Source organism: Lysobacter antibioticus HS124, from assembly GCF_000336385.2.
GTDB classification, from domain to species: Bacteria; Pseudomonadota; Gammaproteobacteria; order Xanthomonadales; family Xanthomonadaceae; genus Lysobacter; species Lysobacter firmicutimachus.
The window spans coordinates 1-15,306 of sequence record NZ_HG424472.1; the positions used below are offsets into that span (position 1 = coordinate 1).

Below are 15,306 nucleotides of genomic sequence, written 5' to 3' on the forward strand. Positions count from 1 at the left end.
GTCGCGGCTTACGCCGCTCCTACAAAAGCTTCGCGCCCCAAGGGGTAGGAGCGATCGACAGGCGCTCAAGCCCCCGGCTTGTCGCGCTCCTTCCAGATCTCCCGATCCACCCCGTCGCCCAGTTCGGCGTACTGGGCGATGTGGAACTCCGGCGACTTGCCTTCGCGCAGCTGCCGGTCGTAATCGCGGGTCAATTTCACCACTACGCCGGACAACATCACGATCGCCACCAGGTTGATCGACGCCATCAATGCCATCGCGGCATCGGCGGCATCCCACACCAGCTGAACCTTCGAGTACACGCCCCACACGATCACCAGCAGCGCCAGCACCCGCAGCACGAACAAGGACTTGGCGCCGCCGCCCAGATACAACAGATTGCTTTCGGCATAGGAGTAGTTGCCGATGATCGTGGTGAAGGCGAAGAAGAACAGCGCGATGGCAACGAAATAGGTGCCCCAAGCCGGGAAGAACACGCTCATCGCGTTCTGGGTGATCTGCACCCCGTCGCCGCCCTGGCCGAGCACGCCTGACAACAGGATCACGAAACCGGTGGCGCTGCAGATCATCAGGGTGTCGATGAACACGCCCAACGATTGCACCAGGCCCTGACTGGAGGGATGGTGCGGTACCGGCGTGGCGGCCGCGGCGACGTTCGGCGCGCTGCCCATGCCGGCTTCGTTGGAATACAGACCGCGCTTCACGCCCTGCAGCATCGCCACCGCCAGTCCGCCGAGCACGCCGCCCGCGGCGGCGTCGAGGCCGAACGCGCTGCGTACGATCAGGCTCATCACTTCCGGAATCTGCGCCAGATGGGTGACCACCACCCAAGCCGCCAGGCCCAGATAACCCAGCGACATGAACGGCACCACCCACTCGGCGAAGCGCGCGATCGCGCGCAGTCCGCCGAAAATGATCACCGCCGTCAGCGCCACCAGCCCGGTGGCGATCTGCAACTGGCTCAGGCCGAACGCACTGCTCAGCGATTGCGCCATCGCGTTGGCGTGCACGCTGCTGAACACCAGGCCGTAAGTCAGCAGCAGGCATAGCGCGAAGGCCACGCCCATCCACGGTTTTTTGAGTCCGCGCGACATGTAGTAGGAGGGCCCGCCGCGGTACTGTCCTTTTTCGTCGCGCACCTTGTACAGCTGCGCCAGCGCGCTTTCGGCGTAAGCCGTTGCCATGCCGAGCACGGCCGTGCACCACATCCAGAACAGCGCGCCCGGTCCGCCCAGGCTCAGGGCGATGGCCACACCGGCCAGGTTGCCTGTGCCCACGCGCGAGGCCAACGAGGTGCATAGCGCCTGGAACGGCGAAATGCCGGAACGGTCGCCGCCGGTGCCGCGCCCGATCACGTGCAACATGTGCGGAAAGCGCCGCACCTGCAGGAACCGCAGGCGTACGGTGAAGTACAGGCCGACCAGCAACAGGCCGTAGGTCAGGAAATAGTCCCAAAGCACATGATTGACCGCGCCGATCACAGGCCGCAGCAAGGCTTCGATCCCATCCAGCAAGGCTTGCATCGGCCGTCCCCGAATTGCGATGAACAGCCGCGATGGTAGCAGCCGCCTCGCCGCCTGCCTGCGGCTCGCGTAAAATCGCCAATTTCCGCGGTTTCGCGCCATTTCGGGCCGCCCGGCCCAGGAGCACACATGAAGGTCCTCGTCATCGGGTCCGGCGGGCGCGAACACGCGCTCGCCTGGAAACTCGCTCAGTCCCCGCGCATCGACGAGGTCTTGGTCGCCCCCGGCAACGCCGGCACCGCCCACGAGGCCAAGTGCCGCAACGTGAACGTGGCCGCCACCGATCTCGACGGCCTGCTGCAACTGGCCGCCGACGAAGCCGTCGCGGTCACCGTGGTCGGCCCCGAGGCGCCGCTGGTGGCCGGCGTGGTCGACCGCTTCCGCGCCGCCGGCCGGCGCATCTTCGGGCCGACCGCGGCCGCGGCCCAGCTCGAAGGCAGCAAGGCCTTCGCCAAGGATTTCCTCGCCCGCCACGGCATCCCGACCGCGTACTACGCCGTGCATACCGAGGTCGACGCCGCCCTGGCCTACATCCGCGAAAAGGGCGCGCCGATCGTGGTCAAGGCCGACGGCCTGGCCGCCGGCAAGGGCGTGATCGTCGCGATGAGCCTGGAAGAAGCCGAAGCCGCGGTGGTGGACATGCTGTCCGGCAACGCCTTCGGCGCCGCCGGCGCGCGGGTGGTGATCGAGGAATTCCTCGACGGCGAAGAAGCCAGCTTCATCTCCATGGTCGACGGCAAGCATGCCCTGCCGATGGCGACCTCGCAGGACCACAAGCGCGTCGGCGACCGCGACACCGGCCCCAACACCGGCGGCATGGGCGCCTACTCGCCGGCGCCGGTGGTCACGCCGGAAGTGCACGAGCGCGTCATGCGCGAAGTGGTGATGCCGACCGTGAACGGCATGATCGCCGACGGCGTGCCCTTCACCGGCTTCCTCTATGCCGGGCTGATGATCGATCAGGCCGGCGCGCCCAAGGTCATCGAATTCAACGTCCGCTTCGGCGACCCGGAAACCCAGCCGGTGATGCTGCGCCTGGAGTCCGACCTGCTCGATCTGGTCGAAGCCGCCATCGACGGCCGCCTCGACAGCGCCCAGGCGCAGTGGAACCCGCGCCCCTCGCTCGGCGTGGTGATGGCCGCGGCGAACTATCCGGACACGCCGCGCACCGGCGACGTCATCCACGGCCTGACCGTGCCGCAACCGCCGCACGCCAAGGTGTTCCAGGCCGGCACCAAGCTCGGCGCGAACGGCGATACCCTCACCGCCGGCGGCCGCGTGCTGTGCGTCTGCGCCCTCGGCGACGACGTCGCCCAAGCCCAGCGCGAAGCCTATGCCGCCCTGTCCAAGATCCATTGGGACGGCGAATTCCACCGCAACGACATCGGCTGGCGCGCGATCGAGCGCGAGGAGCAGGCCAAGGCCTGAGCCGGCGCGGTGCGTCGCGCCCGAGCGCGACGCACCGGCTTTGTCCCGGCATCGACGCGACCTCCACGCGGTCGCGACTCGCGTCGCTTCTACCCCAAAAAACCGGCTCTTCCTGTAGGAGCGGCGTAAGCCGCGACAAGGAACGCGCAGGCACCGCAACAGCGTCGCCACCGGCCGAAGCGGTTTACCCGCCGTCCCTCCCCCCGAACCAAAGCGCCAACGCCTCGGCCAAGCCGGCCTCGCTCCCCTCTCCGACCCAGGCCACATACCCGTCCGGCCGCACCAACACTGCCGACGGCGCCGCGACCTCGCCCACGACCGGCAACTCCCAAGCGCCGTCGTAACGCGCATCGACCAACCGAACCCGGCCGACCGGATCGGCAATCGCCAGCGCGCCCACCGCACCGAAATTCAGCACCACCGGCCGCGCCTCATGCAACAGGGCGTACGTCCGCACCGCCTCGCCGTCGACCGACAGTTCCAGATCCGGCATCCGCCGCCCCAATAGCGAGTGTCCCTCGCCCAGCTCGTAGCGGATGTCCAAACCCGACAGCTGCGCCGCCAACCGTTGGCGCGGTTCCTGCGCTTCCAGCAACTCCGCCACGACCTCGCGCAACGCGGTCGTGCGCTCGTCCGCCCGCCGCAGCGCGACCGAGGCCATGGTCGTGCGTAGCACCCGCGCCGCGACCGGATGCCGCTCGGCCTGATAGCTGTCGAGCAAGTTGTCCGGCGAAATTCCGTTGACCACCTGCGCCAGCTTCCAGCCCAGGTTCGCCGCATCCTGCAGCCCCAATTGCAGGCCCTGCCCGCCGTCCGGCGCATGCACGTGCGCCGCGTCGCCGGCCAGCAGCACCCGCCGCTCGCGATACGCCGCCGCCTGTCGGGTCGCATCGCTGAAACGCGAGATCCAGGCCGGGCTGTGCACGCCGTAATCGGTGCCGCAGACCGCGATCAGCGTCGCGCGCAGGTCTTCCAAGCTCGGCTCGCCCTTCGCGACCTGCGGCTCGGTCAACATCAACCGGATCGGCCCGTGCTCGGCGTACACCACCTGGCCGTCGCGGATCTCGTACTCGGTCCGGCCGAAGGAGTGCACGCCGAACGCGCTGCGATGGGTGCCGAACGCAGGCGTCTGCGCCATCTCGACCTCGGCGATCAGGTGGCTGGCGGTCGCCTCCCAACCGGCGAAGTCGATCCCTGCCGCCTTGCGCACCGCGCTGCGCCCGCCGTCGCAGCCGACCAGGTACTGCGCGCGCAAGGTCGTGCCGTCGAACAAGGCGATATCCACCCCGGCCGCGTCCTGCACGAAGCCCGCCAGCTCGCGGCCGCGATAGACACGCACCCCGAGCTCGCCGACCCAGCCGGCCAGAATCCGTTCGATATGGTTCTGCCACAGCCCCAGACTGTACGGGTGCCGGGTCGGAATCCCGCCCAAGTCGAGCGTCGCTCCGGCGAAACCGACGACCTGGGCGATCTGTCCTTCGGCCAGAAACCGCTCGACGATCCCGCGCTGGTCGAGCAACTCGAGCGTGCGCGCATGCAGGCCGCCCGCGCGCGAGCCCGCCAACGCCTGCGACTCGCGCCGCTCCACGATCGCCACGTCGACGCCCGCCAGCGCCAGCTCCGCCGCCAGCATCAAGCCGGTCGGCCCGCCGCCGGCGATCACCACCGCATGCGACTCGACCGCCGAATGCCGCTCGTCTCCGCCGTCGCTGCCAGCAGCGATTTCCCGCATGTCGACCGCAGTCATCGCCGCAGCCCTGCCGCCGCGACCACGCGATTCCCGCGCCTTCCACTTCGCCAACCACATGCTCATCGCCGTCTCCCGACACGTAGCCCTCGCTACGGCCGGCGATTGAGCCCCACGCCCCGGGGCTTGCGGCAAGCCCCCGGGGGGCTAAGATAGTCATAGGGACGGAGCTCATCCGCTCCCGATGCGCACGCGGCGAACCGCCATCCCGAACAAAAGCGCCGCCCCCTCCTTGTAGGAGCGGCGTGAGCCGCGACAGAGACTGCGCAGAGAAAGCCAGCCCTATCGCTTCGGCCGAAGCCGCGCCCGCTGCCTGGCAGTAGCAGCGCACCGCTGGGCTTTCCTCCGGCCACAAGCCGCCACCTCGACGCGATCCACCGCCCCGCAGTCGCGACTCGCGTTGCTCCGACCCCAGAAAACCTGCTCCCCGTAGATGCGGCGCAAGCCGCGATCACGACCACGCAACAACGGCGCGACCTGATGCAGCCTAGTTGCGACTCGCGTCGCCCCTGTCCCCGAACCAAAACTGTACGTCGCGACAAAGATCGCGCGAAAACGTGGACGCTATCGCCGTCGACCGAAGCCGCGCCCTGACTGTAACGGGCAACGGGCAACGGACAGGAGCGGCGCAAACCGCACCCGTTCCTGTCCATCCTCGCGATCATGCCGAACGCATGAAACCAGCGCCGCCCGGACACAACGGACCTAATGCACCGTTCCCATCGGTTCCTCGGGCGCCGGCTGCAACGCCACCGCCAACTCCTCGAGCTCGGAAATCTCCTTCTCCAGGGCGTCGTACAACTCGCCCTGGCGCATCATCAATTCCTCGATGTTCTGCGCCTGCTTGAGCTTCTTCAGCTCGCCGTCGAACAACAGCCACTGCGCCGTCAGCTGTTCGACGTAGTTCTTCGAGTAGTGGCGCATTTCCTTGAGCTGGTTCAACGCCGCGTTGACCTGGTCCAATGGCGTCTTCGGGTCCGCAGACATGGCAACCTCCTCTCGCAAGGTTCGCGCCCAGCGTAGCCAGCCGATGCCACCGCGACGTGAAATCCCGTCTCATCGCCGCGCACGCGTTCAGCCGATAGTTCTTCACTTCGCGCCGACATTGCCGAATAGGCCAATGATTGAATCAAAGCCAGACTAGCTAATTCCATATAGACCTAATCGCAGTAATTCGCCGACCTTATGCAGCTGCCCGCAAGTTGATCTCAGCCAAAATCGAGATTATAGAAACCGCATCCGCGTCAGAAAACGCTCCATCAACGCCTTCGTAGTGCACCGCAGTAAAAGGGGGCTCATAGAGCATTCCTGGATCCATCACGCCAGTACTAGTGAGACGGTCGATGATCATATCCACGAATCGAATCTGCTGACTGCTATACCGCCCCTCGTCCAAGAAGCGGCCAAATGCTTCCTTGGCGGCATTCCGGTCCAGCCCCACCAACGAGCGAATAAATAGTGGAAGCGATACGTCCACCCCGTATATCTGCTCGAATCGTGATCGCCCTTCGACCACGTCAGCCTCGTATACGAAGCGATCCAACTCCTTGAGATCCGTAGGCGTCAGCGGCTTGTTATGGCGCAGCTTCGCAACCGCAATGTGCCCCTCATTGGCACGGATATAAGCCTCGACCTTGCGCTTATACTGGGCAACGTTGATGCCTGTACTGAAGTCCTTCAATTGGATCTCGGCGGACTCGCCAATCTCGTCGGTCAGGACGGTGTAGACCGGACCTATCGCCTTGCGCTCAATGAACTTGACCAATCCTCGCAGACGGCGGCGGACGTTTTCGATCATCGGCAGGGTGATGTCCTTCCAGAATGCTTCGGACTGGATCTCCTGGATCAGTGCCAGCTGCTCCTTGACCGCGGGAATCGCCTCCATGGTTTCCAACTGGGTGGTTACCTCGATGACCCGATCGCGGTAGCCAATGAAGTCTCTCGTCGCCTTGATCAAGGCCACCTGTAGACCGAGGCAGGCTAGGTCGAAGAGCTTGGCGGTTATGTGCTCCACCTCCTGTTCGCTCGGCAGGCCGGCGACGTGGTCGCGGAGTTCGACCAGAGCTGTCTCGCCCAGCTGATCCCACTGCTCACGCTGGGCGAAGCGGGTTACGTGCTCGCGCTCCGGCCGGACAATGAAGTTGTTCAAGTTCATCGCCGCGACCTCGCCGTGGAGGTGGTCGATGATGCCCTGGCGCAATGGTCCCAGCGCGTCGTAAAGGCCGCGGTCTTCAGCGGCGGCGCGCGCATCGTCCCGCTCGGTCTTGACCGGCAGCAACGCCAACAGCTCCAACCGGCGCTTGAACAGGCGCTTGCCCAGCGGCTCGCTCATGGGCGACACCGCGCCGGCCGGGTCCTCATTGAAGTACTCGAAGTTGCCGCAGAAGTCGAAGATGAAGAACTCCTGCTTGTCCTGCCCGGGCCCGAACAGGTTCGGACACAGCCGGGTACCGCGGCCGATCATCTGCAGGAACTTCACCTTCGACCGCACCGCCTTGAAGAAGACGAGGTTCACTACCTCGGGCACGTCGATACCGGTGTCCAGCATGTCCACCGAGATGGCGATCTGCGGCAGCTTGGGCGGTCCGCTGAAGTCGTCGATCAACGTCTGCGCGTACTTCACCGCGTGCGTGATCACCCGGGCGAACTCGCCCTTGTGGTGCGGGTAGTTGTGATCGAAGCGCTGGGCGATGAACTCGGCGTGGCGCTGGTTGACCGCGAAGATGATGGTCTTGCCGATCTTGTCGCCGCCGTCGACCTTCAGCCCCTGCTCCATCAGATGCTTGAGCATCAGATCGACGGTGTGTTCGTTGAATAGCTTCTTGTTGACCTCGGAGGCGCTCACCTCCGTGGGCACTTCGCCCTCTTCCTCCTCGCCCGCGCGGTCGCCCCAGTCCAGCGACTCCCAGTGTTCCTTCTCGGCTTCCGGCAGGTCGTCGTACTTGATGCCCTCGCGCACGAACTTGATCGGCACCGAGTGCGACTTCGGCGGCACCAGGTAGCGGTCGGCCACGGCCTCGTCCAAGCCGTAGGCATCGGTGGGCACGCCGGTCTCCAGCCCAAACAGATGGTAGGTGTCGCGGTCCACCTCGTTGCGCGGGGTGGCGGTCAGGCCGACCAGGTAACTGTCGAAGTAGTGGAAGATCGCGCCGTACTTCTGGTAGACGCTGCGGTGCGCCTCGTCGATCACGATCAAGTCGAAGTGACCGATGCCGTACTTGCGGCGGTCGCCTTCCATCTCCTCGATCAGGCCCATCATCGTCGGGTAGGTGGACAGGAACACCTGCCCCTGTCCGTCCTTCTCGGTGACCAGGTTGACCGGGCTGGAATCGGGCAGGTGCTTCTTGAACTCGCCCGTCGCTTGATTCACCAGCGCCACGCGGTCGGCGAGGAACAGCACGCGCTTGACCCAGTTGGCGCGCATCAGCAGCTCCACCAGCGCGATCGCGGTGCGGGTCTTGCCGGTGCCGGTGGCCATGGTCAGCAGACCGGCACGGCGCCCGTGCGTCAGCGATTCGGTCATCGCGCGGATGGCGCGGTGCTGGTAGGGGCGCTCGACGATAGCGTTGTTGACCTTCAGTTCGCGCAGCGGCACCTGCAGCTGGCGACGCTGGATCGCACGTTCCAGTTCGGCGCGGGTGTAGAAGCCCTGCACTTCGCGCGGCGGCGCGCGACGGTCGTCCCACAGCCAGGTCTTGTGGCCGTTGGTGTAGAAGATCAGCGGGCGCTGGCCCTTCATTTCCTCCAGGCAGTCGGCGTAGAGCTTGGCCTGCTGCCGGCCCACGTCCGGATCGGTAAAGCTGCGCTTGGCTTCCACCACCGCCAGCGGTTTGCCGTCCGCGCCCCACAGCACGTAGTCGACGAAGCCCTCGCCCGGCCCGTTGGGCATGCCGGTGACCGGCACCTCGATGCTGGCGTTGTCGCCGATGACCCAGCCGGCCTCGCGCAGCAGCACGTCGATGAAGAAGCGGCGGGTGTCGGACTCGTCGTAGTCGTGCGTGTCCGGCACCGCGATGTTGGCGGCCTTGGCCTGCGCCAGCTCGGCGCGCAGCGCGGCCAGTTCGGCATTGACCTGGGCCAGCGCAGATTCACGCTCGGCTAAGGTGGCGGCGGCCTCGGCGATGTTGGCCTCGCGCGCCTCGATCTGCGCGTGCTGCGTCTCGATCTCCTGGCGGAACTTGGCTTCCTGCTTCTTCAGCTCGTCGCGGGTGAAGGCGATCGCCTCGTCGGCGCGCACCAGCTGCGGCACGCGCTTGTCGTCCCACTCGGCGACGACGCTCTTGGGGTCGCTGGCGCGGGTGTAGGTGCGCGCCAGCCAGAACAGCACATGGAACAGCTCGCGCACCAGCCGCAGCGCATCGCCGCTACCTGTGCGCTGGTTGCCGTGTACCGCCTGGTTGCCCAGCTTCTGGATCAGCCGCGCCTTCTGGTGGATATGCGGCGGCAGCAGCTTCTCGAACGCCGGCTGGGTCAGCAGCACGCCCAGGCTGTTGTCGTACGGCATCCGTAGGTCGCGGTCGTTCTCGTACAACCAGTGCACCGCCTGCTCCAGCGCATGGCGGGTGCGCATGCAGCAGGCGCGCGGGTCGGAATGGACCAGTTGCTCCGCTCCTTTCGCCGGCTCGTAGAGCGGTTTGAATTCAGAAAGCAGGAACTGGAAGTTCGTCATGTGACCCTACTCGTCTTTGCCCCAGTAGACGGCACTGGGATCGAAGTTGTCCCTAAGGTATGGGGTAAAACCAGCCAAGACGACCGACAACGCGATCAAATCCTTCATCTCGATAGGCCTGAGTGCAGCCCTCGGGTTCCCCGCATGCCTGATTCCAGGATAGTCCGATGCGAAGCCGTACAGGTTCGAAAGAGAGCTGCGCAACGCGCTGTGCGGCCAGCTCTTGATCTCTCCACAGATAGCACCTAATTGGCTGCTGCGGACACCAGAACAGGAGGCGCCAAACGCCTCAAGAACGTTTACTTGCTTCTGAATTATTGTCTTTATTCGGCCATCGGAATTGTCATCGCGCAGGTCGCGCAATGCATTTTCAAAGTCTCTAAAAAGCGCGTAGAGGTGATCATCCTCCTCAGACGCTCTCTGAAGATCCCTTGCGAGAGCAGAGAAGATTCCCGGGAGCGTGGGACAAAGCACACAAGGCTCCCGCACCTGATAACGAAGGCTGAACTTCTCAACAAACCTAACCAGCAGCCGCACATACAGGCCAGCAATCGCCTCGCCGGCCAAGTCACTGATAATGGCGTGAGCCTCTTCAAAGAAGATCAGGAGCCTGCGTTCAGACGCCAAGTCTTCAGAAGTTATCGCCTTAAACGCCTCCCGGCTTTGATCTTGATTGTCGACTATGTCAGCCAATTGCTCGAGGGTGGGGGTAACCCGAAGCACTTGAGCGAGTTCGCGATACAACTCGCAAAAAATGTCAGTCGGAACCGCCTCGGTCGAGAACAAAGGCTCCCATATGCATGACCACGCTTCAGGCCATACTGCGATCAATTCACCGCGCACGGCTAGGCCCTACCTGAGAAGAATTCTTGCCGGAGAGAAAAGAACAGCTCCTCCAGATGGACTATCCCTTGATGGTAGGCAGTCCTTTGCTGTTCCACCGCAGAAGCCAAGCGACCAAACTCGTCCTGATCGCTCCTCCTCGGAACCGTGATCAACAATTTCTCAAACTCACTCTTCTTCAATATTGGGAGGGTTGTGGATGCGCCCCGACGGGCTACCTCTCCGGCCAGGAAGCGCATCGCGTAATAGCCATACAACTGCTCGATTTCGCCTCGCCATGTCACCGAATTTATCTGTTGATTGAAGGCGCTTTCTTGCTTTGCCAATCCCATCTTCCCGATGGTCGCACCGATACAGCAGACGAGAGTGCTCCCTGCTGAGGCAACGCGACTCAAGAGCGCGCCTTTTGGCGTAACGGTGCGGCGGGAATCAGTTATGACCCCCCCGAGATCCCCTGGCGTGACAAAGGGTATCGGACCATCGAATACTTCCGTTGCCGAAGAAGGTGGTGTCCCCCCAGTCTGAATCCTCGCTAGTTCGCTTAGCGATCTTTGTGGCCACCCCTTCGGATTTCTCACCGGGTCGCCAAATTTCTCGAGAAATGCGGACTGCAGCAGCTGATCGAGCTTGGCGATGGCTTCGCGGCGCTTGGCGCGCAGCGAGTCGGCCTTGTCCAGAATTGCAGCGATACGGCGCTGCTCGATCTGTGATGGCAGCAGGATCGTCTTCGCGTAGGCGTCATTTCGATTCAAACCTGGAATCGCAGCTGCGCGGTTTAGCTCATCCAAGCGAAGGCCAGCCATCGCATGAAAGAGCCATCGAAGGTCTACATCGGTACAAGTCCTATCGACATAGTAGGTAGTGTCTATTGGCCAACAGGACGACTCGGAGTAATTCAACTCGCCTAGAGAACCCTTGCGTCCGACGACAATGGTCGCTCCATCAGTTATGGCTGCATCGTGTCGTCCAACTACCCCGTTCGATCCGAAAACGTCGTAAGCCCCGTCAGGGTCGCGTGCGGACGCCGGCAGGCTCTTGCCGTACTTGAATTCACAGATGTCGCCTAGCGTCACCAGACTCACGCCAGCATTCCCTCCAACTCCTCCATTCCCCGCATGATTTCCGATTCCAGTGCCTTCAGTTCGGCGAGAATCTTCTGCGGTGGATCGTGCTGCACAACTTCGTGCACCACCTGCTTGTAGCGGTTGATTGACAGGTCGTAGTCGTTGCCGGCAATTTCGGCCTTGGGCACCAGGAAGCTCTGCTCGCTGCGGGCGCTACAACTCTCCTTTTCGCGGTGCTGCCAGCGCTTGAGGATGTCCGGAAGGTTGTTTAGCTCGTGCTTGCTCGTATCCAGCGTGTTGCGCTTGTCGTCCAGCGAGTAGCCGTCGGCCTGCATGTCGTAGAACCAGACGTTGTCCGTACCGCCGGAGTTGGTCTTGGTGAACAGCAGGATCGCGGTGGACACGCCGGCATAGGGGCGGAACACGCCTGAGGGCATGGAGACGATGCCGTCCAGCTTGTGCTCCTCCACCAGCATCCGCCGCAGAGTCTTGTGCGCGGTGGTGGAACCGAACAGCACGCCGTCGGGCACGATCACCGCGGCGCGTCCGCCGGGTTTAAGCAGGCGCAGAAACAGCGCCAGGAACAGCAGCTCGGTCTTCTTGGTCTTGACCATCTGCTGCAAGTCCTTAGCCGTACTCTCGTAGTCGAGCGAACCGGCGAAGGGCGGATTGGCGAGGATCAGGCTGAACTGCCCTTCGACGCCGGCGTGGCTCTGGCTCAGCGAGTCGCGGTTCTCGATGGCCGGGCTCTCCACGCCGTGCAGCAGCATGTTCATGCTGCCCACGCGCAGCATGGTGCTGTCGAAGTCGAAGCCGTGGAAGGTGTCGCGGTTGAAGCGCTCGGCGGTCTTCTTGGTGGCGTAGATCTCCTGCTCGTGGTGCCGCTGCAGGTATTCGGCCGCCGCCACCAGGAAGCCGGCGCTGCCGCAGGCCGGGTCGCAGATCACATCAGACGGCTTGGGCGCCATCATCTCGACCATCAGCTTGATGATGTGGCGCGGGGTACGGAACTGGCCGTTCTGCCCGGCGGTGGCGATCTTGCCGAGCATGTATTCGTACAGGTCGCCCTTGGTGTCGCGGTCCTCCATCGGGATCGCGTCGAGCATGTCCACCACCTTGGCCAGCAGCGCAGGCGTGGGGATGGTGAAGCGGGCGTCCTTCATGTGGCGGGAGTAGGTGGAGTCCTCGCCCTCGCCCAGCGACTTGATGAAGGGGAAGACCTTGTTGGCCACCACGTCGTACATGGCGGCCGGGTCGCCCATCTGCTTGAACACCGACCAGCGCAGCTTCTGCTGCTTGCTGTTGAAGATCGGGCTCTCGATGTCGCGCTTGAGGCGGTTGGCTTTCTTCTCTTCCTTGGTGTGCAGCTCGTCCAGGCGTTTGATGAAGAGCAGGTAGGTCATCTGCTCGATGACTTCCATCGGGTTGGAGATTCCGCCGCTCCAGAATGCGTTCCAGATTTGATCGACCTGGTTTTTGATAGTTCCAGTAATCATTGCACTACTTAGTTAGAGTTTTTACCAATCCAGGCCATGGAGGCAAAACCTCCAATTTAGAAATGACCTGGCATCGCGACCTGGTTAATTATGGCTTCCGTCCAACCATGCGTATAGCCGCTACACCCCGATCCTGGAGACATTTGCGTGGATACCTCCACATATATCGTCCCCGGCCATCAACTTTGCCTAGATTCATCTCGCTACCCCCGCCCCACCACCGGCGCCTCTCGCCCCACCACCTCCACCACCCAATCGATGAACACCCGCAGCTTGGCGCTGACGTGGCGGTTCGGCGGATAGGCCAGGTACAGCGGCATCGGCGGCAGGCGCCAGCCGTCGAACAATCGCACCAGTTCGCCGCGTTCGGCGCGGGCGCGGGCCATGTACTCGGGCAACCAGAGCACGCCGAGGCCGGCCAGGCCGGCGGCGAGGTAGGCGTTGCCATCGTCGACGGCGAGGACGTAGCGGCCCTGCAGCGGCACTTGTTCGTCGCCGCTCTGCAGGGTCTGCGCCGGGGCCTGGCCGGCGCGCGGCCACTGGAAACGGACGATGCGGTGGCGGGCGTCGTCGAGCTCGCGCGGGTGCGCGGGGACGCCAGCGCGCTGCAGGTAGGCGGGCGAGGCGTAGGCGCCCAGCGCGAGGTCGCCGATGTGGCGCGCGACCAGCGAGGGGTCGGCGATCGGGCCGCCGCGGATCACGCAGTCGACGTTCTCGCCGATCAGGTCGACCCGGCGGTCGCTGACGCCCAGGTCGAGTTGCAGTTCGGGATAGCGCTCGCAGAAGGCCGGCAGCGCCGGGATCAGGATCAGCCGTGCCAGCGAGCTGGGCACGTCCACGCGCAGCCGGCCGCGCGGCGCGGCCGCGGCGCCGGACAGGCTGGTCTCGGCGTCGTCGAGGTCGGCGAGCAGGCGCAGCACCCGCTCGTAGTAAGCGGCGCCGTCGGCGGTCACGACGACCTTGCGGGTGGTGCGGTTGAGCAGCTTCACCCGCAACCGCGCCTCCAGCTGCTGCACCAGCTGGGTGACGCGGGTCTTGCTGATCCGCAGGGTGTCGGCGGCCTTGGTGAAGCTGCCGGTCTCGGCCACGCGGGCGAAGGCCTGCATCGCGTCGATACGGTCCATCGCGGCTCCGGTTTCGTTCTGGATTGTCCGGATTCTACAAACAGTGAAAACCCGATCGCCGGGTTTATCGGCATCCAGTGCCTCTCTATCGTGGCCGCATCGACAACGACGGCTGCACGCCGAGGCAATGATGAGCAAGCGCGATGTGGTATTTCCCGCAGGACGGCAGGCGCTGTACCAGCGCAACCGCTATTCGCCGGCGCTGCGGTCGAACGGCTTCCTGTTCGTCTCCGGCCAGGTCGGCAGCCGCGAGGACGGCTCGCCCGAGCCGGAACTGGAAGCGCAGGTGCGGCTGGCGTTCGCCAATTTGAACGCAGTGCTGGCCGCGGCCGGCTGCAGCTTCGACGATGTGGTCGATGTCACCCTGTTCGTGGTCGACCCGGAGCGGAATTTCGAGCGCATCTGGGTGATCGTGCCCGAGTTCTGGGGCGAGGCGCCGCACCCGACCCTGACCGGGATCGGGGTGACCTGGCTGTACGGATTCCAGTTCGAGATCAAGGTGATCGCCAAGTTGCCGCAAAGCGCGGCGCATTGATCGGCGCTGGCCGCGCGCTCGCGCACGGGGCGGCGGACGCGGCGCGGCCGGCGTTGCCGCCGCCTTGCGCACGGCGCCCTGACCCGCCTGCGCTTACACTGCCCGGCCATCCCACGCGCCGAGAGCCGCACCGTCATGTCGCCGACCATCGCGCAAGGCGCCTATATCGCCATGAAGCTGGGCGAGGCCCTGGCGATCCTGGTCGGGGCCTGGCTGCTGACCACCCTGTTGCGGCAATTGGTGCGGCGGGTCTGCGTGCGTTACGACATCGCGCCGGCGTTCGCGCTGGGCCTGCGCCGGGTACTGAGCACGCTGATCTACATCGTCGCGCTGCTGCTGTTCCTCAATCGGCTCGGCATTTCCGGCTCGGTGGTGTGGACCACGCTGACCGGCTTCGTCGCGGTCGGCGCGGTGGCGTTCTTCGCCGCGTGGAGCGTGTTGTCGAACATCTTTTGCGCGCTGCTGATCCTGATCACGCGGCCCTTCCGGCTCTACGACTACATCGAAGTGCTGGAGAACGGCGACAAGCCGGGGCTGAAGGGGCGGGTGGTCGACATCAATTTCATCTATACCTCGCTGCAGGAGATCCATGCCGACAGCGAGGACACGGTGCTGCAGGTGCCCAACAGTCAGTTCTTCCAACGCACGACACGGCGCTGGCGGCAGGAACCGGCCTGGGCACGGACCGCGCGGGAGCAGGCGCAAGCGTCGGCGGACTGGCAGGATGCGTCGGGGCGGTGAGCGAAATCGCCTGCGCAAGCGCCTACGGTCGCCGTTGTCCGTATTAGCGAGGGCGCCCGCGCAGCGGGTCGGGAGCGTTGAGCTATCGCTTCCGCATCGATCGGGCATCGGCGAATCCCCGTCCCTGTTTTCGAAA

The 15,306-nt window shown here is 64.5% G+C and carries 11 protein-coding genes; 3 read left to right on the top strand and 8 right to left on the bottom strand.

Annotated features, from left to right (window positions below):
• Positions 1-65: 65 nt before the first annotated feature.
• Complete coding sequence (locus TX83_RS07150) at positions 66-1,523, bottom strand: alanine/glycine:cation symporter family protein (protein WP_064747254.1); 1,458 nt, start codon at positions 1,521-1,523, stop codon at positions 66-68.
• Positions 1,524-1,652: 129 nt separating this feature from the next.
• On the opposite strand from TX83_RS07150, the gene purD reads away from it, so the two are divergent.
• Positions 1,653-2,951, top strand: coding sequence for a phosphoribosylamine--glycine ligase (gene purD, locus TX83_RS07155; protein WP_064747255.1), 1,299 nt, complete (start codon positions 1,653-1,655; stop codon positions 2,949-2,951).
• A 184-nt stretch (positions 2,952-3,135) separates the two neighbouring features.
• Here the strand turns inward: purD and TX83_RS07160 are convergent, their stop codons facing one another.
• The 7 genes from TX83_RS07160 to TX83_RS07190 form a co-directional block, all read right to left on the bottom strand.
• Complete coding sequence (locus TX83_RS07160) at positions 3,136-4,764, bottom strand: FAD-dependent monooxygenase (RefSeq protein WP_222423733.1); 1,629 nt, start codon at positions 4,762-4,764, stop codon at positions 3,136-3,138.
• Between the two features lie 639 nt (positions 4,765-5,403).
• Positions 5,404-5,685 (bottom strand): hypothetical protein, encoded by a 282-nt coding sequence (locus TX83_RS07165; RefSeq protein ID WP_064747256.1) that lies wholly within the window; start codon positions 5,683-5,685, stop codon positions 5,404-5,406.
• A gap of 196 nt (positions 5,686-5,881) precedes the next feature.
• Complete coding sequence (locus tag TX83_RS07170) at positions 5,882-9,367, bottom strand: DEAD/DEAH box helicase family protein (RefSeq protein WP_064747257.1); 3,486 nt, start codon at positions 9,365-9,367, stop codon at positions 5,882-5,884.
• A 6-nt stretch (positions 9,368-9,373) separates the two neighbouring features.
• Positions 9,374-10,153 carry a hypothetical protein gene (locus TX83_RS07175; protein ID WP_064747258.1) on the bottom strand — a complete coding sequence of 260 codons (780 nt, stop codon included), beginning with the start codon at positions 10,151-10,153 and terminating at the stop codon, positions 9,374-9,376.
• Positions 10,154-10,212: 59 nt separating this feature from the next.
• Positions 10,213-11,292, bottom strand: a complete 1,080-nt coding sequence (locus TX83_RS07180; protein ID WP_075575040.1) for a restriction endonuclease subunit S — start codon at positions 11,290-11,292, stop codon at positions 10,213-10,215.
• Positions 11,289-12,770: a type I restriction-modification system subunit M gene (locus tag TX83_RS07185; protein WP_064747260.1), complete on the bottom strand. Its 1,482-nt coding sequence runs from the start codon at positions 12,768-12,770 to the stop codon at positions 11,289-11,291. Before TX83_RS07185 ends, TX83_RS07180 begins: the two co-directional genes overlap by 4 nt.
• Positions 12,771-12,973: 203 nt before the next feature.
• Positions 12,974-13,894, bottom strand: coding sequence for a LysR family transcriptional regulator (locus TX83_RS07190; RefSeq protein ID WP_064747261.1), 921 nt, complete (start codon positions 13,892-13,894; stop codon positions 12,974-12,976).
• Positions 13,895-14,024: 130 nt separating this feature from the next.
• Between TX83_RS07190 and TX83_RS07195 the strand changes: the two genes are divergently transcribed.
• Both TX83_RS07195 and TX83_RS07200 read left to right on the top strand, forming a co-directional pair.
• A complete protein-coding gene (locus TX83_RS07195) occupies positions 14,025-14,429 on the top strand; it encodes a RidA family protein (protein ID WP_064747291.1) in 405 nt (134 codons plus the stop codon).
• 135 nt (positions 14,430-14,564) lie between these two features.
• Positions 14,565-15,170 (top strand): mechanosensitive ion channel family protein, encoded by a 606-nt coding sequence (locus TX83_RS07200; protein ID WP_064747262.1) that lies wholly within the window; start codon positions 14,565-14,567, stop codon positions 15,168-15,170.
• Positions 15,171-15,306 lie beyond the last annotated feature (136 nt).

Coding starts and splice junctions, on each gene's coding strand:
- TX83_RS07195 (WP_064747291.1), top strand. CDS start 14,025: ATGAGCAAGCGCGATGTGGTATTTCCCGCAGGACGGCAGGCGCTGTAC.
- TX83_RS07160 (WP_222423733.1), bottom strand. CDS start 4,764: ATGAGCATGTGGTTGGCGAAGTGGAAGGCGCGGGAATCGCGTGGTCGC.
- TX83_RS07165 (WP_064747256.1), bottom strand. CDS start 5,685: ATGTCTGCGGACCCGAAGACGCCATTGGACCAGGTCAACGCGGCGTTG.
- TX83_RS07190 (WP_064747261.1), bottom strand. CDS start 13,894: ATGGACCGTATCGACGCGATGCAGGCCTTCGCCCGCGTGGCCGAGACC.
- TX83_RS07170 (WP_064747257.1), bottom strand. CDS start 9,367: ATGACGAACTTCCAGTTCCTGCTTTCTGAATTCAAACCGCTCTACGAG.
- TX83_RS07185 (WP_064747260.1), bottom strand. CDS start 12,770: ATGATTACTGGAACTATCAAAAACCAGGTCGATCAAATCTGGAACGCA.
- TX83_RS07200 (WP_064747262.1), top strand. CDS start 14,565: ATGTCGCCGACCATCGCGCAAGGCGCCTATATCGCCATGAAGCTGGGC.
- purD (WP_064747255.1), top strand. CDS start 1,653: ATGAAGGTCCTCGTCATCGGGTCCGGCGGGCGCGAACACGCGCTCGCC.
- TX83_RS07150 (WP_064747254.1), bottom strand. CDS start 1,523: ATGCAAGCCTTGCTGGATGGGATCGAAGCCTTGCTGCGGCCTGTGATC.